Raw genomic sequence first — 24414 nt, 5'->3', positions numbered from 1 at the left:
CCTTAAAAAGGAATGTAAATCGCCATGTTACTACCCTGGCTAATATTAATTCCCTTCATCGGCGGCTTCCTGTGCTGGCAGACTGAACGCTTTGGCGTGAAGATGCCGCGCTGGATCGCGCTGATCACCATGGGATTGACGCTCGCGCTTGGTCTGCAACTGTGGTTGCAGGGTGGCTACTCTCTGACGCAGTCTGCGGGGATTCCGCAGTGGCAGTCTGAATTTATTCTGCCGTGGATCCCGCGTTTTGGGATAACCATTCACCTGGCTATCGACGGTCTGTCGCTGCTGATGGTGGTGCTGACGGGTCTGCTCGGCGTTCTGGCGGTACTGTGCTCCTGGCGAGAAATTGAAAAATACCAGGGCTTCTTCCACCTGAACCTGATGTGGATCCTGGGCGGCGTGATCGGCGTGTTCCTTGCCATCGACATGTTCCTGTTCTTCTTCTTCTGGGAGATGATGCTGGTGCCGATGTACTTCCTGATCGCGCTGTGGGGCCATAAGGCGTCCGACGGTAAAACGCGTATCACGGCGGCAACCAAGTTCTTCATCTATACCCAGGCGAGCGGTCTGGTGATGTTGATTGCGATTCTGGCGCTGGTGTTTGTTCACCACACGGCGACCGGTATCTGGACCTTCAACTATGAAGACCTGCTGAAGACCCCGATGTCTCACGGTGTGGAATACCTGCTGATGCTGGGCTTCTTCATTGCCTTCGCGGTGAAAATGCCGGTGGTTCCCCTGCACGGCTGGCTGCCAGACGCGCACTCACAGGCGCCAACGGCGGGTTCCGTTGACCTGGCGGGGATCTTGCTGAAAACCGCGGCCTACGGTCTGCTGCGTTTCGCTCTGCCGCTGTTCCCGAATGCGTCCGCTGAGTTCGCGCCAATTGCGATGTGGCTTGGTGTGATCGGTATCTTCTACGGTGCCTGGATGGCCTTCACGCAGTACGACATTAAACGTCTGATTGCGTACACCTCCGTTTCCCACATGGGCTTTGTACTGATTGCCATCTACACCGGCAGCCAGCTGGCTTACCAGGGTGCGGTTATCCAGATGATTGCGCACGGTCTGTCCGCAGCCGGTCTCTTCATCCTGTGTGGTCAGCTGTACGAACGTCTTCACACCCGTGACATGCGTATGATGGGCGGTCTGTGGAGCAAAATTAAATGGCTGCCAGCGCTCTCTATGTTCTTCGCGGTGGCCACGCTGGGTATGCCAGGCACCGGTAACTTCGTCGGCGAATTTATGATTCTGTTCGGCAGCTTCAAAGTGGTGCCGGTCATTACCGTGATCTCCACCTTTGGTCTGGTGTTCGCTTCCGTTTACTCGCTGGCGATGCTGCATCGCGCTTACTTCGGTAAAGCGAAGAGCGAAATTGCTGCAAAAGAACTGCCGGGGATGTCGCTGCGTGAGCTGTTCATCATCCTGCTGCTGGTCGTACTGCTGGTGCTGTTGGGCTTCTTCCCGCAGCCAATTCTGGATACCTCGCACTCCGCGATGGGGAATATCCAGCAGTGGTTTGTTAATTCTGCTTCTACTACAAGGCCGTAATTCGCCATGACAATAACTCCACAACAACTGATCGCGCTGCTACCGCTGCTGATCGTCGGATTGACGGTGGTGGTTGTGATGCTCTCCATTGCGTGGCGACGCAATCACTTCCTGAATGCCACGCTGTCGGTCATCGGTCTGAACGCCGCATTAGTCTCTCTCTGGTTTGTTGGCCAGGGCGGGGCGATGGACGTCACTCCACTGATGCGCGTTGACGGCTATGCCATGCTGTACTCGGGTCTGGTTCTGCTGGCGAGCCTGGCAACCTGTACGTTTGCGTACCCATGGCTGGAAGGCTACAACGACAACAAAGAAGAGTTTTACCTGCTGGTACTGATTGCCGCGCTGGGCGGTATTCTGCTGGCGAATGCGAACCATCTGGCTGCGCTGTTCCTCGGTATTGAGCTTATCTCTCTGCCGCTGTTCGGTCTGATTGGTTACGCTTTCCGTCAGAAACGTTCTCTGGAAGCGAGCATCAAGTACACCATTCTGTCTGCTGCCGCGTCGTCTTTCCTGCTGTTTGGTATCGCGCTGCTGTACGCACAGTCCGGAAACCTCTCTTTCATGGCGCTCGGCAAGAGCCTCGGCGACGGTATGCTGCACGAACCGCTGCTGCTGGCGGGTCTGGGCATGATGATTGTTGGCCTTGGCTTTAAGCTCTCTCTGGTTCCGTTCCACCTGTGGACGCCAGACGTCTACCAGGGCGCGCCTGCTCCTGTCTCAACCTTCCTGGCGACGGCGAGCAAAATCGCTATCTTCGGGGTGGTGATGCGTCTGTTCCTGTATGCGCCGGTGGGTGACAGTGAAGCGGTTCGTGTGGTGCTGGGTATCATCGCGTTTGCTTCCATCATCTTCGGTAACCTGATGGCGCTGAGCCAGACCAATATTAAACGTCTGCTGGGCTACTCATCTATCTCCCATCTGGGCTACCTGATGGTGGCACTGATTGCGCTGCAGAGCGGTGAGATGTCGATGGAGACCGTCGGTGTTTACCTGGCCGGTTACCTGTTCAGCAGCCTCGGCGCGTTCGGCGTGGTGAGCCTGATGTCCAGCCCGTACCGTGGTCCGGATGCAGATTCTCTGTTCTCCTACCGTGGTCTGTTCTGGCACCGTCCGATTCTGTCCGCCGTTATGACAGTAATGATGCTCTCTCTGGCGGGTATTCCGATGACGCTGGGCTTTATCGGTAAGTTCTACGTGCTGGCAGTGGGTGTGCAGGCACACCTGTGGTGGCTGACGGCGGGCGTGGTGATCGGCTCTGCAATCGGTCTCTACTACTACCTGCGTGTGGCCGTGAGTCTGTATCTGAGTGCACCTCAGCAGCTGAACCGCGATGCGCCGCGTAACTGGCAGTACAGCGCCGGTGGTATCGTGGTACTGATCTCCGCGCTGCTGGTACTGATCTTCGGTATCTATCCACAGCCGCTGATCACCATCGTGCAGCACGCGATGCCGCTGATGTAATCACGTTGCTGTTTGACCGCAGTGAATAAAAAAACCCGCCTCGGCGGGTTTTTTGTTGGCTTGCGGCCTTGCCCTGTCGGGAAGGCGTGAGCCTGCTGAAAGTTAAGCCAGCTGTTTACGGCTAATCAGCGGACCGTCAATCTTCTTCATTGACCGATCCAGAACTTCTTCAATGACTGACGAGAGTTCATTGAGTTCAAACTTTGCCACGTAACCGTCGGCTTTCACCTTACGAATATGATCTTCGTTAGCATTGCCGGAGAGGGAAGAGTGGATCACCACCGGAATATCTTTCAACAGCGGGTCGGTTTTGATTTTACGCGTCAGGGTAAAGCCGTCCATCTCCGGCATTTCCAGGTCGGTCAGCACCAGTGCAATCTTATCGGTAATCGGCACACCTTCAGCCTGAGCCTGTGCCGCCAGCACGCTAATTTTCTCCCACGCGTCTTTGCCGGTGATATGCAGCTGCGCCGGGATCTCCATCGCCTGCAGACCTTTTTCCAGCATCGAGCGTGCCACTTTAGAGTCTTCGGCGACAATCGCGACGGCACCGGGCTTGATGTGGAATTTCGTGGTCTTCAGATCCGTGGCATGCAGGTCGTGGTTGGCCGGGGTAATGTCATACAGGATTTGCTCAACGTCGAGCACCATCGCCAGCTCATTGGTATCGGTCTTCTCATCCAGACAGGCGATACTAGTGATATACCGCCCGCTGACGGCAGTTTCCGCCGCGTGCACCTGCTTCCAGTCAAGACGCATGATGTTCTCAACGGATTCCACCGCAAAAGCCTGCACGCTGCGGGCATATTCCGTGATCAGCAGGATGTTCAGCCCGGTGGTTGGCTTACAGCCCGCCACGGCAGCCAGGTCGATTACCGGGATAACCTGATCGCGAATATTCACCATGCCCATCAGCGGTGATTTCATCCCGGCGGGTTTCGTGAACTCTGGCATCGGCACAATTTCACGCAGCTTAAAGACGTTAATGCCAAACAGCTCGGATTTATTTGCGTTCAGAGAGGTGCCAAGACGGAACAGCAACAGTTCAAAACGGTTCGACAGGGTGAGATTCGCCCTGTCATCAATATCTTTCTGGAAATTATCCATTCTACCCTCGAGAGAAATGCTGACCTTTTAATCGTTATCGGCACTCTGAGAGAAAAATGAAGGACTAAACGCTGACCTTAGCGAAATCTTCGGCCAGCTCACATTCCTGGAACCGTTCACGGCACTCTGCCAGCAGGCGTTCACAGCCCCGGGCATCGTAGCGCGAGCTGACATGGGTGACGATCAGTTTCCCGACGCCCGCGTCATGCGCAAGCTGCGCCGCCTGGTGCGTAGAGCTATGGCCCCGGCTGTTGGCTTTCTCTTCCATCGCCGCCTCGAGAGTGGCTTCATGCACTATGAGATCCACACCCTGTGCCAGCAGCAACGCCGCCGGGCACGGGGCCGTGTCGCCAAAAATCGCCAGTTTTTTCCCGGGCTGCGGGGCGGCGAGGTAATCCTGCCCGTTGATGACGCGCCCGTCTTCCAGCGTCACGGTTTCGCCCTGCTTCAGGCGCTGGAACAGCGGCCCGGGTTTTATTCCGTCGGCCAGTAACGCCGACGCATTGAGCGCGCCGGGTTTATCCTGCTCCTCAATGCGATAACCATAGCACTCTACCGGATGGCTCAGGGGTTGGGCTGTCACCCGATACACACCGTCATCCAGCACCAGACCAGCGGTTATCTCCACCACCTCCAGGGGATAATCTGTCCATGAGCCGCTCAGGCGCAGCGTGGTGTCGACAAATTCCCGAATACCCGCAGGCCCGTAAATCGTCAGCGGGTTGGCATTGCCCGCCATTGAGCGGCTGCACAGCAGGCCAGGCAGGCCAAACAGATGGTCGCCATGCAGATGGGTAATGAAAATTTTATCCAGTTTGCCGGGATGATACGGGGTATGTAACAGCTGATGCTGCGTCCCTTCACCGCAGTCAAAAAGCCATAATCCACCCCGCGTCGGGTGCTGCAAATCCAGCAGAATCGCGGTCACATTTCGTGATCGGGTTGGCACTCCAGCGGACGTACCGAGAAAAATCAGTTCCATAACGTAATCAGCCCTTTGCCGAACGGGGAGGGGTTTAGTATAACGTGATGAACCCAGGAAGGAGACTGACATGATCCAGTGGCAAGATTTACACCATAGTGAGCTCACGGTAACGTCACTTTACGCGCTGCTCAAACTGCGCTGCGAAGTGTTTGTTGTTGAACAAACCTGCCCGTATCAGGATATCGATGGCGATGATCTTATTGGCGAGAATCGCCATATTCTTGGCTGGCGGGACAACGCGCTGGTGGCGTATGCGAGGATTCTGAAAAGCGAAGACGATTTTGAGCCTGTCGTGATTGGTCGCGTGATTATCAGCGGCAACGCGCGTGGTGAAAAACTGGGCTATCAGCTGATGGAAAAAACGCTGGAAGCGTGCCAAAAACAGTGGCCGGACAAGGCGTTATATCTGGGCGCGCAGGCGCACCTGCAACCGTTTTACGGGCATTTTGGGTTTACGCCCGTGACGGACGTGTACGATGAGGACGGTATTCCACACATCGGCATGGCGCGGGAAGCGAAACAGGCGTAATGGCGAGTCGTTGGCTATAGTTAGCGGACTGGTGTACTAACATGGAGAAAAATATGTCATTTCAATCCTGGGATACCCGTATCGATGACGACCTGGCCTTGCTGAGCGAAACGCTGGAAGAGGTGTTACGTTCGTCGGGCGACCCTGCCGATCAGAAATATATTGAGCTGAAAGCCCGTGCCGAAAAAGCACTGGATGATGTTAAAAATCGCGTCAGCCATGCTTCGGACAATTACTACTACCGCGCGAAAAAGGCGGTATACCGTGCCGATGATTACGTCCATGAAAAACCATGGCAAGGCATCGGGGTAGGGGCAGCTGTCGGACTGGTGCTGGGGCTGCTTTTAGCCCGCCGTTAACGTTCCTTATACGGTTAACCACTCCCTATACGTGGGTACTGCTATTTATGGTCAGTACCCCGTATAATATGCGGTTTTAACAGGGAGAGGTTCGCGTGAATTCGATTTCCACCGCGCTGGAGCATCTGCGTAGCCAGCTTACGCAAGCGTTACCCACTGCACCCGGTTTACATCACTTCGACGTCTCTTTCCCGTTAAACGACGCCTTCGATCCCCTGGCCTGGCTGGGTGTTCAGCATTGCTATCCTCAGTTTTACTGGCAACAGCGTAACGGTGATGAAGAACTTGCTGCGCTTGGTGCCGTCGCGCATTTCTCCTCTCTGGCATTTGCCTCACAGTTTTTGCAGGCGCATGATGCGGCCCGCGACACGCGTATCTGCGGCCTGAATGCGTTTAATCCCGAGCAGGGCAGTCTGTTTTTACCGCGTCTGCTGTGGCGACGTACCGCCGGACAGGCCACGTTACGCCTGCAGCTGTGGAGCGACAGTTCGCTTCACGATGATGCCCGCGCCGCGCTGGATTTTCTCCAGCAGCTCGGTGAGGCGAGACCCATTCGTCCGTTGTCCGTTGAGGTTGTGCAGGAAAAGCATCATCCGGAACAACCCGAATGGCTGCGCCTTATCCGCAAGGCAACCCAGACCATCGCACGCGGTGATTTTGAAAAGGTGGTGCTCGCCCGGGCAACCGACCTGCAGTTTAAGCACTCTGTTAACCCCGTCGCACTGATGGCTGCCAGCCGCGCCCTGAACCTGAACTGCTACCATTTCTGCATGGTGTTCGATGCCAGCAACGCGTTTCTCGGCTCGACCCCCGAGCGCCTGTGGCGCAGACGCGGCAAGCTGCTGCGCACGGAAGCGCTGGCAGGCACCGTCGCCAGCCATACCGATGATAAACAGGCTGAACGGCTGGGCGACTGGCTGATGAACGACGACAAAAATCAGCGAGAAAATATGCTGGTGGTGGAAGATATTTGCCAGCGGCTCCAGCACCATACCCAGACGCTGGAGGTGCTGCCCGCCCAGGTTGTACGGCTGCGTAAAGTACAGCATCTGCGTCGCTGTATCTGGACCGAGCTCAAACACGCTGACGATGCACAATGCCTGCATGTTCTGCAGCCCACGGCGGCCGTCGCCGGCCTGCCGCGTCAGGCGGCGCGCGACTTTATCTACCACAACGAGCCGTTCGACCGCGAGTGGTACGCCGGTTCTGCCGGGTATTTATCCCCTGAACAAAGCGAGTTCTGCGTGGCGTTGCGTTCTGCCCGTGTTTACGAAGACGCCCTGCGGCTGTACGCCGGGGCAGGAATTGTCAGCGGCTCTGACCCGGAGCAGGAGTGGCAGGAGATAGAAAACAAAGCGGCCGGACTGCGCTCTCTGCTCCTAAGGGATTAAGACTGATTCGCGCAATCCCGATTCATATCAAAATTCCAATTTTTTCTATTATTTATACTGTGTCGCATTCTTGATACCGGACAATCTCATGTCAGTAAGTTCTTTTAACCGACGCTGGGCGGCGGTGATCCTTGAAGCCCTGACTCGCCATGGCGTCAGGCACGTGTGTATTGCACCGGGTTCTCGTTCAACGCCGCTGACGCTGGCGGCCGCTGAAAACCGGGCATTTATTCACCACACTCATTTTGATGAACGCGGGCTTGGCCATCTGGCGCTGGGGCTGGCGAAAGTCAGCAACGAGCCTGTGGCGGTGATTGTGACCTCCGGTACCGCGGTGGCAAACCTCTATCCGGCGCTGATCGAAGCCGGATTAACCGGGGAGAAACTGATCCTGCTGACCGCGGATCGTCCCCCCGAGCTTATCGACTGTGGCGCCAACCAGGCCATTCGTCAGCCGGGCATCTTTGCCTCGCATCCTTCACAGGCAATCGCGCTACCGCGTCCTACTCAGGATATTCCGGCAAGCTGGCTGGTCTCGACAATCGATCATGTCATCGGGACACTGCGCAGCGGGGCGCTGCATATTAACTGTCCGTTTGCCGAACCGCTGTATGGTGAAATGGATGACACCGGTCTTGAATGGCAGCGCACCCTGGGTGAGTGGTGGCAAAGTGAAAAGCCGTGGCTGCGTGCACAACCGCATCCTGAAAGCGCCAGACAACGTGACTGGTTCTTCTGGCGGCAGAAGCGTGGCGTGGTGGTTGCCGGGCGCATGAGCGCCGCGCAAGGCAAGCTGGTTGCGGAATGGGCGCAAACCCTTGGCTGGCCGCTGATTGGCGACGTGCTTTCCCAGACCGGTCAGCCGCTGCCGTGTGCCGACCTCTGGCTGGGGAATGCGAAGGCGGTCACCGAGCTTTCGCAGGCGCAGATTATTGTCCAGCTCGGCTCAAGCCTGACCGGTAAACGGTTACTGCAGTGGCAGGCAACCTGTGATCCAGAAGAGTACTGGCTGGTGGACTCGCTGGACGGGCGGCTCGACCCGGCACACCATCGTGGTCGTCGTCTGGTCAGTGAGATTGATACCTGGCTTGCGCTCCATCCGGCTGAAAAACGCAAGCCCTGGGCCGTTGCGATCCCGGCGCTTTCGGAACAGGCCTGGACGTTAACCCAGGCGAGCTGCGAAGCATTCAGTGAGGCCGGGCTGGCACACCGTATTCGTCAGTATCTGCCCGAGCAGGGGCAGCTCTTTGTCGGCAATAGCCTGGTGGTTCGCCTGATAGATGCCTTTTCAAAGCTGCCAGCCGGTTACCCGGTCTACAGTAACCGGGGGGCCAGCGGCATTGACGGGTTGATCTCCACGGCGGCGGGCGTACAGCGTGCCAGCGCGAAGTCTACGCTGGCAATCGTTGGCGATCTCTCCGCGCTGTACGACCTCAATGCCCTGGCGCTGCTGCGTCAGGTTTCGGCACCGTTTGTGCTGATTGTGGTTAACAACAACGGTGGACAGATTTTCTCCCTGCTGCCCACCCCGCAGAGCGAACGTGAGCGTTTCTATCTGATGCCCCAGAACGTGCAGTTTGAACACGCCGCGGCAATGTTCAGCCTGAAATACCATCGCCCGGAAAGCTGGGAAGCGCTTGATGCGGCCCTGAGCAGCGCCTGGCGACAGCCCGGTGCGACGCTGATCGAGCTGGTGGTGAACGATGCTGACGGCGCGCAGAAACTGCAAAGCCTGCTGGCCCAGGTAAGCCACCTGTGATCCTCGCGGGCGTGCAGCAGGCTGGAAAGCCAGGTTATCCCTGGCTGGTCTTTTTGCACGGTTTTTCCGGGGATTGCCGTGAGTGGCAGACGGTCGGGGCGGCGCTGAGCGATTACCCGCAGCTGTATCTCGACCTGCCGGGGCACGGTGATTCCGGCAATACTGGCGTGACCGGGTTCGAGGAGATGAGCGATTTGCTGACCCGAACCCTGCTTAGTTACAACATACTGAATTTCTGGCTGGTGGGGTATTCCCTCGGCGGCCGCATTGCGATGTTCCATGCCTGCCAGCAGCCAGAGGGGCTGAAGGGCATTATTGTGGAAGGCGGCCATCCCGGGCTACAGGACGCCGGTGAGCGGAGTGCGCGGCTGGCATCCGATCGCCGCTGGGCGCGGCGCTTTCGTACCGAGGCACTCGACGTGGTTTTCACTGACTGGTACCGACAACCCGTATTTGCTTCCCTGACGGACGTTCAGCGGCAGGCGCTTATTCGTCAGCGTAGCCAGAACAATGGCGCGACTCTGGCGATGATGCTCGAGGCCACCTCGCTGGCCGTGCAGCCTGATTTGCGTCCGGGACTGAGCGCCTGCAACGTCGCTTTTGATTATTTATATGGTGAACGTGATGAGAAGTTCAAAGCCCTTGCGGCTGAACTGCACGCCGTACGCCATGCGATCCCCCATGCCGGACACAACGCCCACCGGGAAAACCCCGCTGCGGTTGCTGCGAGTCTGGCTGAGATACTGCGTCTTCGAATAAAGGACTCTCTATGATCTATCCTGATGAACACATGCTCTATGCGCCGGTTGAATGGCAAGACTGCTCCGAAGGTTACTCCGACATTCGTTACCACAAATCCGCAGACGGCATTGCCAAAATCACCATCAACCGCCCGCAGGTGCGTAACGCGTTCCGTCCGCTGACCGTCAAAGAGATGATTCAGGCGCTGGCAGACGCGCGCTATGACGACAACATCGGTGTTATCGTCCTGACCGGCGAAGGTGAAAAAGCGTTCTGTGCCGGTGGCGATCAGAAAGTGCGCGGCGATTACGGCGGATACCAGGATGACTCTGGCGTTCACCACCTGAACGTGCTCGATTTCCAGCGCCAGATCCGCACCTGTCCAAAACCGGTGGTGGCGATGGTGGCAGGCTACTCCATCGGCGGCGGCCATGTGCTTCACATGATGTGTGACCTGACCATTGCCGCAGAGAACGCCATCTTTGGCCAGACGGGCCCGAAAGTGGGTTCGTTCGATGGTGGCTGGGGGGCTTCCTACATGGCTCGCATTGTCGGTCAGAAAAAAGCCCGCGAAATCTGGTTCCTGTGCCGTCAGTACACTGCTCAGGAAGCGCTGGATATGGGCCTGGTGAACACCGTGGTGCCAATTGCCGACCTCGAGAAAGAGACCGTGCGCTGGTGTCGTGAAATGCTGCAAAACAGCCCAATGGCGCTACGCTGCCTGAAAGCGGCCCTGAATGCCGACTGTGACGGTCAGGCAGGTCTGCAGGAGCTGGCAGGTAACGCCACCATGCTGTTCTACATGACCGAAGAAGGGCAGGAAGGTCGCAACGCCTTTAACGAAAAACGCCAGCCTGATTTCAGCAAATATAAACGGAATCCGTAATGCGTCGCGCGCAGGTTTACCGCTGGCAGATACCGATGGACGCGGGCGTGGTGCTGCGTGAACGGCGGTTAAAAACCCGTGATGGCATGCTGGTGCATCTGCAGCAGGGCGAGCAGGAAGGCTGGGGCGAGATTTCGCCGCTGCCGGGCTTTAGCCTTGAATCGCTGGATGACGCGCAGGCGGTATTACTGGCGTGGGCCAGTGAGTGGTGTGAGGGCGCGAACCCGGCGTTACCGGAGGTGCGTTCCACGGCTTTTGGTATTAGCTGCGCGCTGGCGGAGCTGGACGGTAGCTTGCCTGCAGAGGCTAATTACCGCGCGGCACCGCTCTGTACGGGCGATCCGGATGAGCTGTTTGCGCTGCTCGCCGCCATGCCGGGCGAGAAAGTGGCGAAAATCAAAGTCGGTCTCTATGAAGCGGTACGCGATGGGATGGTCGCTAACCTCTTACTGGAAGCATTGCCCGACCTGCATCTGCGTCTGGATGCTAACCGCGCCTGGACGCCGCTGAAGGCGCAGCAGTTCGCGAAGTACGTAAACCCGGCGTACCGCAGTCGTATCGCGTTTCTGGAAGAGCCGTGTAAAACTCGCGACGATTCCCGGGCGTTTGCCCGTGAAACCAGCATTGCCATCGCGTGGGATGAAAGCCTGCGTGAAGACGGCTTTGCGTTTGTCGCCGAACCGGGTGTCCGCGCGGTGGTTATTAAACCGACCTTGACCGGCAGCCTTGCTAAGGTACGCGAACAGGTCGCGGCGGCCCATGCCGCCGGGCTGACGGCGGTCATTAGCTCTTCGATTGAGTCCAGCCTGGGGCTAACCCAACTGGCGCGCATTGCCGCCTGGTTAACGCCAGACACTGTCCCCGGTCTCGATACGCTGAACCTGATGCAAAATCAGCTTATCCGTCCGTGGCCAGACAGCACGCTGCCGCTCCTTGACGTTGAGGGGCTGGAGCCGTTGCTATGAGTTTTACCGACTGGCCGTGGCGACACTGGTGCGCGCAGTATGCTGATAAACCGGCCCTGAGGCTGAACGATGAGACGCTCAGCTGGCAACAGCTGTGTGCGCGCATCGACAGACTGGCCGCGGGCTTTCAGCTGCAGGGTGTGCAGGAGGGCGACGGCGTACTGCTGCTGGCGCATAATCACCCGCAAACCCTGATGGCGTGGCTGGCATTGCTTCAGTGCGGGGCACGTATTCTTCCCGTTAACCCGCAGCTGCCGCACCCGCTGCTGGACGTGTTGCTCCCGCAGATGACGCTGCGCTTTGCCCTGGTGCTGGACGGCGTCTACGACGGGCTGGTCGCGCTCAGTATGCGCGAGGCGCCGGGCGGGTGTCGCGTGGCGTGGCAACCGTCGCGGCTGGCTTCCATGACGCTGACATCCGGTTCAACCGGTTTACCCAAGGCGGCGGTCCATACCTGTGCCGCCCATCTTGCCAGTGCGCGCGGCGTGCTTTCGCTGATGCCCTACGACGATGAAGACGACTGGCTGCTCTCCCTGCCGCTGTTTCATGTCTCCGGGCAGGGGATTTTGTGGCGCTGGTTGCAGGCTGGCGCGCGCTTAACCGTCCGCGAGAAGCAGCCGCTGGCGCAGGCCCTGCAGGGCTGTACGCATGCCTCACTGGTACCGACGCAGCTCTGGCGTCTGCTTAATGCACATCAGCCTGCCGCGCTGAAAGCCGTACTGCTTGGTGGGGCCGCGATCCCCGTTGACCTGACTCAGCAGGCGGGCCAGCGGGGGATCCGCACTTTCTGTGGCTACGGTCTGACGGAGTTTGCCTCAACGGTTTGTGCCAAAGAGGCGGACGGTGAACCGGACGTCGGCGCTGCGCTGCCGGGCAGAGAGGTGCGGGTGGTTGACGGTGAAGTGTGGATCAAAGCGCAAAGTATGGCCGCAGGTTACTGGCGGGACGGTGCATTGATTCCGCTGACCAATGCACAGGGCTGGTTTGCCACCCGCGATCGCGGGGAATGGCATGACGGGCGCCTGACGATCCTTGGCCGAATGGACAACCTCTTTTTCAGCGGGGGCGAAGGGATCCAGCCGGAAAGCCTTGAGCGGGTTATTGCCCGCCATCCGCAGATAAACCAGGCGTTTATCGTCCCACTCGATGACGCCGAGTTCGGTCAGCGTCCGGTGGCGGTGGTGGAGTGTGAACCGGGAACCGATATCACCGGTTTCCCGGCGTGGGTACAGGGTAAACTGGCGCGCTTTGAGCAGCCAGTGCACTGGCTGATGCTGCCGGCAGAGCTCAAAAATGGCGGGATTAAGATCTCCCGCCAGGCATTAAAAGAGTGGGTCACCCGTCTGTTGAAAGGATAATCAACCGATATCCGGTGCCGGTTTGCGCTGGCGGCGACGCAGCAGACGCAATACCGGCGGAACCACAATCACCAGAATGGCCATCGCTAACAGCACCTTCGTCACGCTGCTGTCCCACAGAATAGACATATTGCCGTTGCTGATGGACAAGGCGCGGCGCAGGTTCTGCTCCAGCATCTCTCCCAGCACAAAGCCTAAAATCAGCGGTGACATCGGGAAGTGCATCTTACGCAGGATGTAGCCCAGTACGCCAAGCAGCACCATCAGCACCAGATCGAAAGTGGTGCTGTGTACCGCATACACCCCCACCGCAGAGACGGCCGCGATAGCCGGCACCAGGAACCACAGGGGAATTGTCAGCATCCGGGTGAACAGACCAATCAGCGGAATGTTCATGACCAGCAGCATCACGTTGGCGATCAGCAGCGCTGCAATCAGCCCCCAGACAATATCCGGCTGCTCGGTAAACATGGCCGGTCCAGGCGTAATGTTATAGAGCGTCAGCGCGCCCATCATCACCGCCGTGGTGCCCGAGCCCGGCACGCCAAGGGTCAGCATCGGGATAAACGAACCGCAGGCCGAGGCGTTATTCGCAGCCTCTGGGGCCGCTACCCCGCGAATGTCGCCCTTGCCGAAGCTGTCACTGTTGCCGCTGAGCTTTTTCTCGGTCATGTAAGTGATGGCGCTGGCGATGGTGGCCCCGGCCCCCGGTAGAATACCGACGAAGAAGCCAATCACCGACGAACGCAGCGTCGCGCCGATACACTGTGCGCCCTCCTTGGCACTGAAAAGCATGCGGCCCGTTTTACGCACCAGCGTCTGTCCGCTGCTGGTATGTTCCAGCATCAATAAAATTTCAGAGACCGAGAACAGGCCAATCACGACCACGATAAACTGCACGCCGTCGGAAAGGTGCACGCTGTCAAAGGTAAAGCGATAAACCCCGGTGTTGGCATCCACGCCGACGGTGGCTAACCCTAAGCCAATCAGCGCGGACAAAAACGATTTCAGCGGATTCTGCGCCATCATGCTGCCGAGACAGGCGATGGCAAAGACCATCAGCGCAAAATACTCTGCCGGGCCAAACGCCAGCGACCACTGGGCCAGCGCAGGGGCAAACAGAATGATACCGCCGATGGCAATCAGTGAACCACAAAACGAACTGACCGCGGAGATGGACAGCGCCACGCCACCGCGACCCTGCCGTGCCATCGGATAGCCATCCAGCGCGGTCATAATGGCCGCCGCATCGCCGGGCACGTTCAGCAGGATGGAGGAAATACGCCCGCCATATTCACAGCCGATATACACCGTCGCCAGCAGGATCAGCGCCGATTCCGCAGGCAGATGCAGGGCAAACGCCAGCGGGAGTAAAATGGCAACGCCGTTAATCGGCCCAAGGCCGGGCAGCAGACCCACAATGGTCCCGACAAAGCAGCCGATCAGGGCTATCACCAGGTTTTCCGGGGTCATCGCCACGGCGAACCCCTGCGAGAGATAAATCCAGGTATCCATAGCGTGCTCCGTTAATTAAACCATGCGCCGAGCGGTAAGGTCACATCCAGCAGGCGGTCAAAGGCAAACCACAGCAAGATCCCCATTACCGCGCCGGAAATCCCCGCCGCCGGGAGGGTGGCGTTAAACAGTATGCCGATCACCATCGTCAGGATGGCGGTTGCCACCGGAAAGCCGAGCCACTCAAAACCCCAGGCGTACATCAGCAGAACGATGACCATCACCAGCAGACGCTGCAGAATACGGCGCGGTGGCCACTCTACGGTATCCGGATGACGGAGCAGCAGGGCCACCGAGCAGAGCAGCATCAGTCCAACAATGCCCATCGGGAAGGGGCGCGGCCCCACCGGTTCATAGCTGTACTCGCTGTGAATCTGCCAGGCGACGAACATCCCACCGACGCAGAGCAGCAGCCAAATCCCGGCAAAAATACGATCGCTCATACCGCCTCCGGTTATTTGGCAAGGCCAAAGGCTTTCGCCTGTTCGCGATAGTCATTGACCTGTTTTTTGACGTACTCATCCAGCGGCTTGCCGCTCAGGTTGAACTCAAACAGCCCGCGCAGATCGCGCTGCTTTTTAAACGCTTCGGTCTGCTGGAGTTTATTGAAGGTTTCGACCCACCACTGATATTCGGCATCGGTCACTTTTGGCCCGACGAAGAAACCGCGGATAATCGGCCAGACCAGGTCATAACCCTGTTCTTTTGCGGTAGGGACGTTCGCCAGCTGGCCCGGCAGGCGGTTCTCAGAGAAGACCGCCAGCACGCGGATTTTATCGCCGTTCAGATAGGGCACCATTTCACTGAGATCGCCGGATACCGCCTGAACGTGATTTCCCATCAGCGCCGTCACCGGTTCGCCGCCCCCTTCAAACGCCACGTAGCGCATCTTGTGAGGATCAACCTTCGCCTGCTGTGCCAGCAGGGCGGCTTTCATCCAGTCCTGGCTGCCTATGGAGGCACCGGCGCCAATCACCACGCTGTTCGGATCTTTTTCCATGGCGGTCAGCAGGTCTTTCAGGGATTTCCACGGTGAATCCGCGCGCACGGCAATCATGCCGTAGTCGGTACCGACGGTTGCCAGCCAGCGCACGTCATCCACGCCGTAGCGGCCAAACTTCCCCTGAGACAAGTTCAACAGCGAGCCACCGGAGAAAGCCACCACCGTGCCGGCTTCCGCAGGGCGTTGCGCGACAATCGCGTTGTACGCAACGGCACCCACGCCGCCGGGCATATAGGTCACACGCATGGGTTTTGCGATAGCGCCGGTCTCCAGCATGCTGACCTGAATGAGTTTGCAGGTGAGATCGAAACCGCCGCCGGGTTTCGCCGGCGCAATGCACTCGGTGCGGGACGGGGCATCCTGCGCCTGAACGACAGAGGCACTTATCATCAATACGCTTGCAGCAAGAGTCGAAAGTAGTTGTTTTTTCATCGTTTATCCTCACGCCGGAGTTCCGGGAGTACGGGTACGGGTCTTTTTTCTGATTATGTGAACCACCTTGTAGCGGTTCCGTTGCGTGATTGTTAAAACAATAACCTTTCATTTCCCTTTCAATGCGACACCAACTTTACAGGATGTGATATGCGTCTCTTACTCGCGGAAGATAATCGTGAGCTGGCTCACTGGCTGGAGAAAGCGCTGGTGCAGGAGGGCTTTGCCGTGGACTGCGTTTCTGACGGGCGCGCCGCCGACCATCTGCTGCAGGGAGAAAGCTATGCGGTTGCCATTCTGGACATCGGCATGCCCGGCTTTGACGGTCTGGAGGTCGTGCATCGTCTGCGTAAACGCGGTCAGACGCTGCCCGTCCTGTTTCTCACCGCGCGCAGCAACGTGGCGGACCGGGTGAAAGGGCTCAACGCCGGAGCGGATGATTATCTGCCGAAACCGTTTGAGCTGGAGGAGCTTGACGCGCGGCTGCGCGCCCTGTTGCGCAGAAGCGAAGGGCGAACGCAGGAGCGTCAGCGCCTTGGGGAGCTGGAATATGACGACGAAGGCTTTTTCCTGCTGCGCGACGAGCCTCTGTCGCTCACGCCGCGTGAACTGTCGCTACTGAAGGTGTTGATGCATCGCCGGACCCGCCCCGTTTCCCGGCAGCAGCTGTTCGATCAGGTGTTTAGCCTGAATGACGACGTCAGCCCGGAGAGTATCGATCTCTATATTCATCGTCTGCGCAAAAAGCTCAGCGGTAGCGGCGTGAGGGTCACCACCCTTCGCGGACTGGGTTATGTGCTGGAGTGCGGCGATGAGGTGGGTTAAGCCGCAGTCGCTTTACCTGCAGCTGCTGCTGTTTCTTGGGCTTCCGTTGCTGTTACTGTGGGGGTTGTCGGCATTTAACAGCTATGTCAGCGCATTGCAGGCGGCCACGCAGGCTTACGACCGCACGCTGTTATCCTCTGCCCGAACAATATCGGAGCGGCTGGAGGTTCACGACGGCAGGCTGGGCGTGAATGTACCCTGGGTGGTGCTCGACAGCTTTGAACTCAATATGAACGACCGGCTCTATTATAAAGTGGTTGATCCCGACGGGCGGGTAATCTCGGGTTATGACGATCTGCCCCGGATGCCCCCGGCAACATCCCGCACCACGCTCTATCCGGCGCTGGCCTGGTTTTATCACACCGAATACCGCGGGCAGGCGATCCGTGTCGCGCGTCTGCTGCAGCCCGTCAATGAAGGGAATATCGTCGGCATGGCGGAGATTTATGTTGCGGAGACGCTCCAGTCCCGCCGCTATCTCGCCAGTCAGTTGCTCTTTTCATCATGGGTCTCTCAGGGATTGCTGGTGCTGCTGACCCTGGTGCTGACCGCGTGGTTGTTGCGTCGCGTACTGCGCCCAATGCGCCAGCTCTCTTCGCTGATGGTGCGCCGTGATCCAGGCCTGCTCGCGCCGCTGCCGGAGTTGTTGCCCTGGTCTGAGACCCGGCTGCTGATTGTGGCGTTCAACCGCTATATCGACAGGCTGCGCGGCGTGCTGTCGCGTCAGGAACGTTTCAACGCGGATGCCTCGCATCAGCTCAAAACCCCGCTGGCGGTGCTGAAAACCCAGGTCTCCGTTGCCCTGATGCGTCAGGATCCCGCCCTGTGGCAGGAGAGCCTGCGGGCAATGAATGCGACCCTGGATGACACCATTGTACTGACCGAACGGCTGCTGCAGCTTTCCGCTGTGAAGCGTAAGGAGCAGGGGGAGGGCCAGTTTGCGCCGGTGGATTTGGTTCAGGTGGTGCAAAACTGCTGCTTCTCCCGGCTGGCGCAGGCGCGCAGTAAAGCGATTGACCTGGGCTATGACGGTCGGCAGCAGCCGGTCATGATCGAAGGCGAGGAAGTGCTGCTGGGGGAGTTGTGCGCCAACCTGCTGGAGAATGCGATCAAATATACCCCTGCAGAAGGGACAGTGACCGTGTTCCTGCGAACAGGCCAGGGCGCCGTTGAGCTGAGCGTGGAGGACAGTGGTCCGGGCATTGAAGAGGACCAGATCCAGCAGGCGATGCTGCCTTTCCACCGGCTGGATAACGTCGGAGATGCCGCCGGATCAGGGATCGGGCTGGCGCTGGCCGCTGATATTGCCCGTCTGCACCGAAGTCCTTTGCAGCTGACGCGCAGCGAAACGCTGGGTGGCCTGAGCGTTAAAATGCGTTTTCTGCTGCTCACGTAAAAAAAAACCGGGTATCAAATCGTTACAAACTACTTATCTGCCGCACGCAGAGTGCTTGATCCCCGGGCGACTCAGGTTAAAATCTCGCGGTTTTGGGACTTCTCTATAAAATTGTGCGGGATCACGACAATGAAAAAAGTGGCATTAGTGGGCTTAGGCCTGATGGTTGTTTCTTCGGCGGCGAGCGCTATCAGCTTCAACGGCTCGGCGGGTCAGGATTATACTCACCTCGGCTTTGGCCTTGGGACCGAGACCTCCGGTCTGGCGATGACCGGCGGCTGGACGCATAACGATGACGATGGCGATGCGGCAAGCCTCGGCCTGGGTCTGAACATTCCGCTTGGCCCGTTCCTGGCTACCGTGGGCGGTAAGGGGATTTACACTAACCCGAACGACGGTGATGAAGGTTACGCGGCGGCGGTAGGCGGCGGCCTGCAGTGGAAAATTGGCGATAGCTTCGGCCTGTTCGGCGAGTATTACTACTCACCGGATTCGCTCTCCAGCGGTATCGACAGCTATGAAGAAGCCAACGCGGGCGCGCGCTGGACCATCATGCGTCCGATTACGATTGAAGCAGGCTATCGCTATCTGAACCTGGCGGGTAAAGACGGCAACCGCGACAACGCACTGGCTGACGGCCCGTACGTGGGGGTCAGCGCAGGGTTCTAATCACGCCGGCGCGGCATTCTGTCGCGCCAGTTTCTCTCTTCTCCCGACATCCATTTGCGCTATAGTGTTTTGACCATATAAGCGGGAGAACACAATGATTAACGTGGAGATGTTATCCACCGGCGACGAAGTGCTGCATGGACAAATTATTGATACCAATGCTGCCTGGCTTGCCGATCTTTTCTTTGAGCAAGGATTACCGTTAACGCGCCGCAATACGGTGGGCGACAATCTTGAGTCACTGGTGAATGTGCTGCGTGAGCGTAGCGAACACGCCGACGTGTTGATTGTGAATGGCGGGCTCGGTCCCACCAGCGACGATCTCAGCGCCCTGGCCGCCGCGACCGCAAAAGGTGAAGGGCTGGTGTTGCATGAAGAGTGGCTGGCGCAGATGGAGCGTTTCTTCTCCGAACGTGGCCGTGTTATGGCACCCAGCAACCGCAAGCAGGCGGAAATTCCCGCCAGCGCCGAACTGGTCGATAACCCCGTGGGTACCGCGTGTGGGTTTGCCATTACGCTGAACCGCTGCCTGATGTTCTTCACGCCGGGCGTACCGTCAGAATTTAAAGTGATGGTCGAGCAGCAGATCCTGCCGCGCCTTCGCGAACGTTTTACCCTGCCTGAGCCTCCGCTCTGCCTGCGTCTGACCACGTTTGGCCGTTCCGAAAGCGATCTGGCCCAGAGTCTTGATCATCTCTCCCTGCCACCCGGTGTCTCAATGGGCTACCGCTCCTCCATGCCCATCATTGAACTCAAGCTGACAGGACCGGCCTCAGAGAAGGCGGCGATGCTGGCGCTCTGGCCGGAGGTGCAGCGCGTGGCAGGTGAAAGCCTGATCTTTGAAGGCACCGAGGGGCTGCCGGCGCAGATTGCGTCGCATCTGCAGTCTCGCCAGCTGAGCGTGACCTTAAGCGAACAGTTCACCGGCGGCCTGCTGGCGCTACAGCTGTCGCGCGCCAGTGCGCCGCTGTTGGCAAGTGAAGTGGTGCCGTTCCAGCAGGAAACACTGGCGCAGACCGCGCGCTGGGCTTCGGAAAGAAGGGTGAAACATTTTGCTGGCCTGGCGCTGTTTGTGGGGGGGCTGGATGAGGAACATCTCAACTTTGCGCTGGCGACGCCGGAAGGCACGTATGCTTTGCGGGTTAAAATGAGCATTACCCGCCACAGTCTGGCGGTACGTCAGGAGGTCTGCGCTATGATGGCGCTGAACATGCTGCGCCGCTGGCTGATGGGTAAAGAGGTGGCCAGCGAGCACGGCTGGATTAATGTTGTCGAATCGCTGTTTGTTGAGTGATGTCTTTGCCGGGGCGTTTTGCCCCGGCACGGTTTAGCCCAGCGCCTTCGCCAGCAGAGTGATCGGATGCTCGCAGCGCTTGCTGGTAGACATCTCTATCTGCCACTTGCAGGTTTCGCAGTCGGTGACCACGATATCTGCGCCGCTCTCTTCAATCTGGCGAAACAGCGGGGCGCCGATCGCCTGTGACGTTTCGTAGTTTTCTCGCTTAAAACCGTAAGTGCCCGCGATGCCGCAGCAGCGCGAGTCCAGCACCGTCAGCTCCAGCCCCGGAATGAGCCGCAACAGCTCAAGCGTATAGAGCGACCAGCCCATTTTCTCCATATGACACGGTGTGTGATACACCACTTTCAGCGGTAGTTCCCGCAGCGGCAGCGTCTGCCCGCTGTCCAGTTTGCGCCACAGGAAACGCGTCGCCAGCTCAATGTGCTCGCGCAGACCGGTGTTATCCACGTCCAGCAGGTGCGGATACTCATCACGCAGGGTGAAGGTACAGGTGGACGAGGTGGCCAGCACCGGAATTCCTTTATCAACGATGGCCTCGCGCAGGGACGTGACGTTGCTTTTGGCTTGTTTGCGCGCATTATCGGTAAAACCGTTGGCAATCAACGGCACACCGCAGCACTTCTCTTTATTCAGGAGCTGCACGCCGGTCCCCATCGCGTTGAGTACCTTCAGCAGATCTTTTCCCAGTTGCGGGTGGTTGTAGTTGACATAGCAGCCGTGGAAGAACGCGACCTGATCGGTGTACTGCGCCTGTTCCGCTGCCACGGATGTATACCAGCGCCGGAACGTACCGTGAGAGTATTTTGGCAGGCTGCGGTGGTGGTCTATCTTCAGCGTCGCATCCAGCAGTTTTCGCACCGGCTTGAGAGACGTTGCAGCATTCACCAGCGGGGCAAAAGGCGTGGAGACACTGCCCATCAGGTCGGTGTGACTCAGGATCGCATCGCGCAGGGACGGCTTTTGCGTGCTGTAACGCGCGCGGGCTCGCTGGATGATATCGCCGATCTTCACGTCCGACGGACAGGCCACTTCGCAACGTTTACAGTTGATGCAGTATTTCAGCGCCTCATCGTACAGCGCACCGTCTTTAAGACGCAGGCGCTCGCCGTCAGGTCCGGCCTGTTTCGGGCCCGGGTAGCGCGGATTCACACCGCTGACCGGGCAGACGGTGGTACAAACTGTGCATTTGATGCAGCTTTCAAACCGGGTATCGTTCATTGCTCAGCCTCCATGCGCTGGCCAATTTGCTCTGCCACATACAGCGCCGTGATGGCGCAGACCCCGCCGCCGCAACCCTGAGCGATGGGATCGTATCCCCCCAGAAGAGAGCCAATGGCATAGAGATTACTGACCGGCTGACCAGAAAGTTGCGGGTGTAGCTGCTTATCGACAATCACGCCGAACTGCTGCCAGGGTTGTGGGGTGAAGAAATCACTCTGATACCAGTCCGCGCGGGAGGGCGTTTGCCGGACATCCAGCCCCATAATGGCCTCCTGAATGCCGTCCCGACGGCTCAGCAGCCCGTTGCTGAAGAAACTGCCGCTTGCCAGCACCGCATAACGCGCGCGAAGCGGAATATCAGCGTGATTACGCGTCCAGACTTCGCTCACCGAGCCATCCGTCAGGGTGATTTTTTTCACCTCGTCACCCGCCATCCACACGCCACCCTGAGCGATAAACCGCCGCTGAAGCTGGGTATGCAGGCGAATGCCGGGAACAGAAGGGGGAAGCGTCGGCAGCAGGCCAAGCGAGCAGGGCAGGCGATCCGAGAGCCAGCGCCAGAGCCGATTGTCGCTTAAGCCAAAGCAGGCGGGCATAAACAGCGTGTCGCAACCTTCGGCCAGTGGCCGGAGCGCGGCATACAGCAGCGGCCATTTATCGTCGTTATCGAGAAAACGGGCAATATTCACCGCGCGAAACTCGCTCGGGTTGTCGCGCAGGACGTCAAGCTCAGGAAGCTCTATCTCAGCCGTTTGTGCGTTCACGCCCTGGCGACAGAGCGATGCCGCAGCGAGGTGGGGCTGAAAATCAAGAAAACCGCTAATACCCACGACCAGGACCCGTCCTGCGTTGAAGGGGGCAACAGGCACCTCTTCCGGGCTGAGCCAGGCAGAGCGCAGGGTGCCGAGCGGAGTAACCCGATGATGATTTTTCCGGGCGTTACCCTGCAGCCGTGCGCCGCACTCGGCCAGAAGGGTTTCGGCTTCATGGGCGAAGCGGTCGACGGTGTCTCTGCCCGTCAGGTTATAGGGATGCTCTGGCGGCAGGGCATCGCGATATGCCTCATCCAGCAGATCCAGAGAACCCGACGAGAAGTGCAATGCGCTCTGGCCCCGGGTGATGATGGCGCAGCGCAGCCCCTGCTTCGTTAGCCTGATACCACAGAGCAGACCCGCCAGCCCACCACCGACAATCACGGTATCAAATTTCATCCTGTTGCTCCTTCTCAAGACCGCACAGCCCCTGGTAGACCCAGCGGGTAAACTCGCTTTCACGCAGGGCATCACCCCAGGCGACAGGCTGAATGCCTTTCCAGCGTTCGTTCAGGAAATCACTGAGTTGTGCCAGCGACTGGGTGGCAGTGGTGGTATGAAAACGTTGTAACAACCCGGCGGCACGGCAGGCGCACAGCTCACCCTGGCAGGTGCCCATGCCCACGCGGGTGCGCCGACGTAAATCAAGCAGGCTGTTGACGGTCAGATTCTCCACGGCGTATTGCACTTCACCCGCCGTGACGGCTTCGCATTCACACACCAGGCTACGGCTCAGCCGTCCTTCCCCCAGCCAGACCGGCGTGCGGTCTCCGTGGCGATAGATGGCGGAACCGCGCAGGGGGGCGGAAAGGGAGATGATTTTTTGCAGCGTTTTCTCGGTGGACTGACGCGAGCCAGGCAGAGGTTGCTCTGCAGTCACACACCGTTCGCTATTACCCAGCTTGCGGCAGACGGCATCGGTTGCCCACTCGGCCATCAGGCGGTAGGTCATCAGCTTGCCGCCGGTGATGGTGATAAACCCGTCCAGGCCATCGCGTGCGGCGTGGTCGAGCAGCACGATGCCACGGCTGACGTTGCGCCCGCTCGGGTCGTTATCGCTCGCCACCAGAGGGCGCACGCCAGCATAGGCGCGAAGAATTCGGGTCTGCGCCATCACGGGAGCCAGCTTTTCCCCTTCGCGCAGCAGGATATCCACCTCGTCGGCGGTCACGCGGTTGTAATCAATCTCGCTATAGTCCACGTGGGTTGAGGTGGTGCCGATAAGCGAAATGGTATCGCCCGGCACCAGGATGTCGGCATCAGAAGGTTTGCGGCAACGGTTGATCACGTGGTTGTTAATGCGGTGGTCGAGGATCAGCAGCGAGCCTTTTGCCGGGAACATGCGCACAGACAGCTCGGCGTACTCCGCGATGCGTTGCCCCCAGATCCCCGCCGCGTTGACCACCACGGCGGCGTACAGTTCGCCATGCTCCTTATACTGCGTATCAAAAACACGCACGCCGCAGACGCGGTTCCCTTCCCGGATAAGCCCGATCACTTCCTGCCCGGTCAGAACCTGTGCGCCGTGTTCACGGGCGTCCAGCATGTTCGCGGCGGTCAGGCGGAAAGGGTCAACCGTGCCGTCCGGGACCTTCACCGCACCGATAAGGGCCGGGTTGACAGACGGTTCCAGGCGACGCGCGAGTTCGGGGTCGATGACGTCAGCCTCAATCCCTGCAGCGCGGCAGGCGGTCACAAAGGTTGGCTGAAATGAGAGATCGTCTTCGGGAAGCGTAATGAACAGACCGTTGGTCGGTTCAATGCAGTGGCGGGCAATGCGTCTGAGGATCTGGTTTTCAGCAATGCATTCCCGCGCGGATTCGGGGTCGGTCACCGCGTAACGGGCACCACTGTGCAGCAGGCCATGATTGCGCCCGGTTGCGCCCGTCGCAATGTCATGGCGCTCCAGAAGCGTGACGCTCAGCCCACGCAGGGCGCAGTCGCGTGCGATGCCGGCGCCGGTCGCGCCACCGCCAATGATAATCACATCGCTGTAGCGAGGATCGTGAATTGTCATTGTTATCCCTCTGTGTTCGTTTTTTACCATTTAGCCACATCAAAACTGTGGTTTGTTTGATTTCGAACATAAACGAACGAAATTCGAAAGTGAAACGTGATTCCATGCGCTTTTCTGCGCACATTG

Annotated in this window: 22 protein-coding genes; 14 read left to right on the top strand and 8 right to left on the bottom strand. The window is 58.7% G+C overall.

All coding sequences use genetic code 11. From position 1 onward, the window contains the following. The first annotated feature begins 24 nt into the window (after positions 1 to 24). The gene (gene nuoM, locus QLG09_RS01110) at positions 25 to 1554 is read left to right on the top strand and encodes an NADH-quinone oxidoreductase subunit M (RefSeq protein WP_014170991.1); all 1530 of its coding nucleotides are present in this window, start codon (positions 25 to 27) and stop codon (positions 1552 to 1554) included. Between the two features lie 6 nt (positions 1555 to 1560). Further along, positions 1561 to 3018 (top strand): NADH-quinone oxidoreductase subunit NuoN, encoded by a 1458-nt coding sequence (gene nuoN, locus QLG09_RS01105; protein ID WP_014170990.1) that lies wholly within the window; start codon positions 1561 to 1563, stop codon positions 3016 to 3018. 102 nt (positions 3019 to 3120) lie between these two features. Here the strand turns inward: nuoN and QLG09_RS01100 are convergent, their stop codons facing one another. Both QLG09_RS01100 and rnz read right to left on the bottom strand, forming a co-directional pair. Beyond that, on the bottom strand, positions 3121 to 4125 hold the full coding sequence (locus QLG09_RS01100; RefSeq protein WP_014170989.1) for a chemotaxis protein: 1005 nt from the start codon (positions 4123 to 4125) through the stop codon (positions 3121 to 3123). 64 nt (positions 4126 to 4189) lie between these two features. Continuing rightward, positions 4190 to 5107: a ribonuclease Z gene (gene rnz, locus QLG09_RS01095; protein ID WP_049022770.1), complete on the bottom strand. Its 918-nt coding sequence runs from the start codon at positions 5105 to 5107 to the stop codon at positions 4190 to 4192. 70 nt (positions 5108 to 5177) lie between these two features. Between rnz and QLG09_RS01090 the strand changes: the two genes are divergently transcribed. The 8 genes from QLG09_RS01090 to menE all read left to right on the top strand — a co-directional run bounded on the left by QLG09_RS01090 (position 5178) and on the right by menE (position 13098). Next, on the top strand, positions 5178 to 5639 hold the full coding sequence (locus tag QLG09_RS01090) for a GNAT family N-acetyltransferase (protein ID WP_014170987.1): 462 nt from the start codon (positions 5178 to 5180) through the stop codon (positions 5637 to 5639). A gap of 53 nt (positions 5640 to 5692) precedes the next feature. Then, positions 5693 to 5998 carry a stress response protein ElaB gene (elaB, locus tag QLG09_RS01085; RefSeq protein ID WP_020883147.1) on the top strand — a complete coding sequence of 102 codons (306 nt, stop codon included), beginning with the start codon at positions 5693 to 5695 and terminating at the stop codon, positions 5996 to 5998. 95 nt (positions 5999 to 6093) lie between these two features. After that, entirely contained in the window at positions 6094 to 7389 is a 1296-nt protein-coding gene (gene menF, locus QLG09_RS01080) for an isochorismate synthase MenF (protein WP_032678609.1), read from the top strand. 88 nt (positions 7390 to 7477) lie between these two features. Next, positions 7478 to 9148, top strand: coding sequence for a 2-succinyl-5-enolpyruvyl-6-hydroxy-3-cyclohexene-1-carboxylic-acid synthase (gene menD / locus QLG09_RS01075; protein ID WP_049022771.1), 1671 nt, complete (start codon positions 7478 to 7480; stop codon positions 9146 to 9148). Beyond that, a complete protein-coding gene (gene menH, locus QLG09_RS01070; protein ID WP_049022772.1) occupies positions 9145 to 9921 on the top strand; it encodes a 2-succinyl-6-hydroxy-2,4-cyclohexadiene-1-carboxylate synthase in 777 nt (258 codons plus the stop codon). Before menD ends, menH begins: the two co-directional genes overlap by 4 nt. Further along, the gene (menB, locus tag QLG09_RS01065) at positions 9918 to 10775 is read left to right on the top strand and encodes a 1,4-dihydroxy-2-naphthoyl-CoA synthase (RefSeq protein WP_014170982.1); all 858 of its coding nucleotides are present in this window, start codon (positions 9918 to 9920) and stop codon (positions 10773 to 10775) included. The genes menH and menB overlap by 4 nt, the downstream gene beginning before the upstream one ends. Beyond that, complete coding sequence (gene menC, locus QLG09_RS01060; protein ID WP_049022773.1) at positions 10775 to 11740, top strand: o-succinylbenzoate synthase; 966 nt, start codon at positions 10775 to 10777, stop codon at positions 11738 to 11740. The genes menB and menC overlap by 1 nt, the downstream gene beginning before the upstream one ends. Continuing rightward, positions 11737 to 13098 (top strand): o-succinylbenzoate--CoA ligase, encoded by a 1362-nt coding sequence (menE, locus tag QLG09_RS01055; RefSeq protein ID WP_063435194.1) that lies wholly within the window; start codon positions 11737 to 11739, stop codon positions 13096 to 13098. Before menC ends, menE begins: the two co-directional genes overlap by 4 nt. On the opposite strand, the gene QLG09_RS01050 is transcribed toward menE, so the two are convergent. From QLG09_RS01050 to QLG09_RS01040, 3 genes are read right to left on the bottom strand one after another with little or no spacing between them, the layout of a single operon-like run. Further along, on the bottom strand, positions 13099 to 14613 hold the full coding sequence (locus QLG09_RS01050) for a tripartite tricarboxylate transporter permease (RefSeq protein WP_014170979.1): 1515 nt from the start codon (positions 14611 to 14613) through the stop codon (positions 13099 to 13101). It abuts the gene before it with no gap. 11 nt (positions 14614 to 14624) lie between these two features. After that, the gene (locus QLG09_RS01045; protein WP_049022313.1) at positions 14625 to 15056 is read right to left on the bottom strand and encodes a tripartite tricarboxylate transporter TctB family protein; all 432 of its coding nucleotides are present in this window, start codon (positions 15054 to 15056) and stop codon (positions 14625 to 14627) included. Between the two features lie 11 nt (positions 15057 to 15067). Further along, positions 15068 to 16048: a tripartite tricarboxylate transporter substrate binding protein gene (locus QLG09_RS01040; protein ID WP_014170977.1), complete on the bottom strand. Its 981-nt coding sequence runs from the start codon at positions 16046 to 16048 to the stop codon at positions 15068 to 15070. Between the two features lie 150 nt (positions 16049 to 16198). On the opposite strand from QLG09_RS01040, the gene tctD reads away from it, so the two are divergent. The 4 genes from tctD (at position 16199) to QLG09_RS01020 (ending at position 20232) form a co-directional block, all read left to right on the top strand. Next, a complete protein-coding gene (gene tctD, locus QLG09_RS01035) occupies positions 16199 to 16873 on the top strand; it encodes a transcriptional regulator TctD (protein ID WP_014170976.1) in 675 nt (224 codons plus the stop codon). Then, positions 16860 to 18269: a sensor histidine kinase gene (locus QLG09_RS01030; RefSeq protein ID WP_049022316.1), complete on the top strand. Its 1410-nt coding sequence runs from the start codon at positions 16860 to 16862 to the stop codon at positions 18267 to 18269. Before tctD ends, QLG09_RS01030 begins: the two co-directional genes overlap by 14 nt. Before the next feature lie 129 nt (positions 18270 to 18398). Then, on the top strand, positions 18399 to 18938 hold the full coding sequence (locus tag QLG09_RS01025; protein WP_049022318.1) for a YfaZ family outer membrane protein: 540 nt from the start codon (positions 18399 to 18401) through the stop codon (positions 18936 to 18938). Between the two features lie 94 nt (positions 18939 to 19032). Next, the gene (locus QLG09_RS01020; protein ID WP_025203597.1) at positions 19033 to 20232 is read left to right on the top strand and encodes a nicotinamide mononucleotide deamidase-related protein YfaY; all 1200 of its coding nucleotides are present in this window, start codon (positions 19033 to 19035) and stop codon (positions 20230 to 20232) included. Between the two features lie 33 nt (positions 20233 to 20265). Here QLG09_RS01020 and glpC read toward each other — a convergent pair whose 3' ends face one another. The 3 genes from glpC to glpA are packed head-to-tail and all read right to left on the bottom strand — an operon-like array spanning position 20266 to position 24288. Then, entirely contained in the window at positions 20266 to 21456 is a 1191-nt protein-coding gene (gene glpC, locus QLG09_RS01015) for an anaerobic glycerol-3-phosphate dehydrogenase subunit GlpC (protein ID WP_049022320.1), read from the bottom strand. Continuing rightward, a complete protein-coding gene (glpB, locus tag QLG09_RS01010) occupies positions 21453 to 22670 on the bottom strand; it encodes a glycerol-3-phosphate dehydrogenase subunit GlpB (RefSeq protein ID WP_049022322.1) in 1218 nt (405 codons plus the stop codon). Before glpB ends, glpC begins: the two co-directional genes overlap by 4 nt. After that, entirely contained in the window at positions 22660 to 24288 is a 1629-nt protein-coding gene (gene glpA / locus QLG09_RS01005; protein WP_032680569.1) for an anaerobic glycerol-3-phosphate dehydrogenase subunit A, read from the bottom strand. The genes glpB and glpA overlap by 11 nt, the downstream gene beginning before the upstream one ends. Positions 24289 to 24414 lie beyond the last annotated feature (126 nt).

Origin of the sequence: Enterobacter sp. V89_11, from assembly GCF_029967775.1 — a bacterium.
GTDB classification, from domain to species: domain Bacteria; phylum Pseudomonadota; class Gammaproteobacteria; order Enterobacterales; family Enterobacteriaceae; genus Enterobacter; species Enterobacter ludwigii.
This window is presented reverse-complemented; position numbering and strand designations above follow the sequence as displayed.

Coding starts and splice junctions, on each gene's coding strand:
- QLG09_RS01100 (WP_014170989.1), bottom strand. CDS start 4,125: ATGGATAATTTCCAGAAAGATATTGATGACAGGGCGAATCTCACCCTG.
- nuoM (WP_014170991.1), top strand. CDS start 25: ATGTTACTACCCTGGCTAATATTAATTCCCTTCATCGGCGGCTTCCTG.
- nuoN (WP_014170990.1), top strand. CDS start 1,561: ATGACAATAACTCCACAACAACTGATCGCGCTGCTACCGCTGCTGATC.
- elaB (WP_020883147.1), top strand. CDS start 5,693: ATGTCATTTCAATCCTGGGATACCCGTATCGATGACGACCTGGCCTTG.
- QLG09_RS01045 (WP_049022313.1), bottom strand. CDS start 15,056: ATGAGCGATCGTATTTTTGCCGGGATTTGGCTGCTGCTCTGCGTCGGT.
- menC (WP_049022773.1), top strand. CDS start 10,775: ATGCGTCGCGCGCAGGTTTACCGCTGGCAGATACCGATGGACGCGGGC.
- QLG09_RS01020 (WP_025203597.1), top strand. CDS start 19,033: ATGATTAACGTGGAGATGTTATCCACCGGCGACGAAGTGCTGCATGGA.
- rnz (WP_049022770.1), bottom strand. CDS start 5,107: ATGGAACTGATTTTTCTCGGTACGTCCGCTGGAGTGCCAACCCGATCA.
- glpA (WP_032680569.1), bottom strand. CDS start 24,288: ATGACAATTCACGATCCTCGCTACAGCGATGTGATTATCATTGGCGGT.
- menB (WP_014170982.1), top strand. CDS start 9,918: ATGATCTATCCTGATGAACACATGCTCTATGCGCCGGTTGAATGGCAA.
- glpC (WP_049022320.1), bottom strand. CDS start 21,456: ATGAACGATACCCGGTTTGAAAGCTGCATCAAATGCACAGTTTGTACC.
- tctD (WP_014170976.1), top strand. CDS start 16,199: ATGCGTCTCTTACTCGCGGAAGATAATCGTGAGCTGGCTCACTGGCTG.
- QLG09_RS01050 (WP_014170979.1), bottom strand. CDS start 14,613: ATGGATACCTGGATTTATCTCTCGCAGGGGTTCGCCGTGGCGATGACC.
- menE (WP_063435194.1), top strand. CDS start 11,737: ATGAGTTTTACCGACTGGCCGTGGCGACACTGGTGCGCGCAGTATGCT.
- menD (WP_049022771.1), top strand. CDS start 7,478: ATGTCAGTAAGTTCTTTTAACCGACGCTGGGCGGCGGTGATCCTTGAA.
- QLG09_RS01040 (WP_014170977.1), bottom strand. CDS start 16,048: ATGAAAAAACAACTACTTTCGACTCTTGCTGCAAGCGTATTGATGATA.
- QLG09_RS01030 (WP_049022316.1), top strand. CDS start 16,860: ATGAGGTGGGTTAAGCCGCAGTCGCTTTACCTGCAGCTGCTGCTGTTT.
- QLG09_RS01025 (WP_049022318.1), top strand. CDS start 18,399: ATGAAAAAAGTGGCATTAGTGGGCTTAGGCCTGATGGTTGTTTCTTCG.
- QLG09_RS01090 (WP_014170987.1), top strand. CDS start 5,178: ATGATCCAGTGGCAAGATTTACACCATAGTGAGCTCACGGTAACGTCA.
- glpB (WP_049022322.1), bottom strand. CDS start 22,670: ATGAAATTTGATACCGTGATTGTCGGTGGTGGGCTGGCGGGTCTGCTC.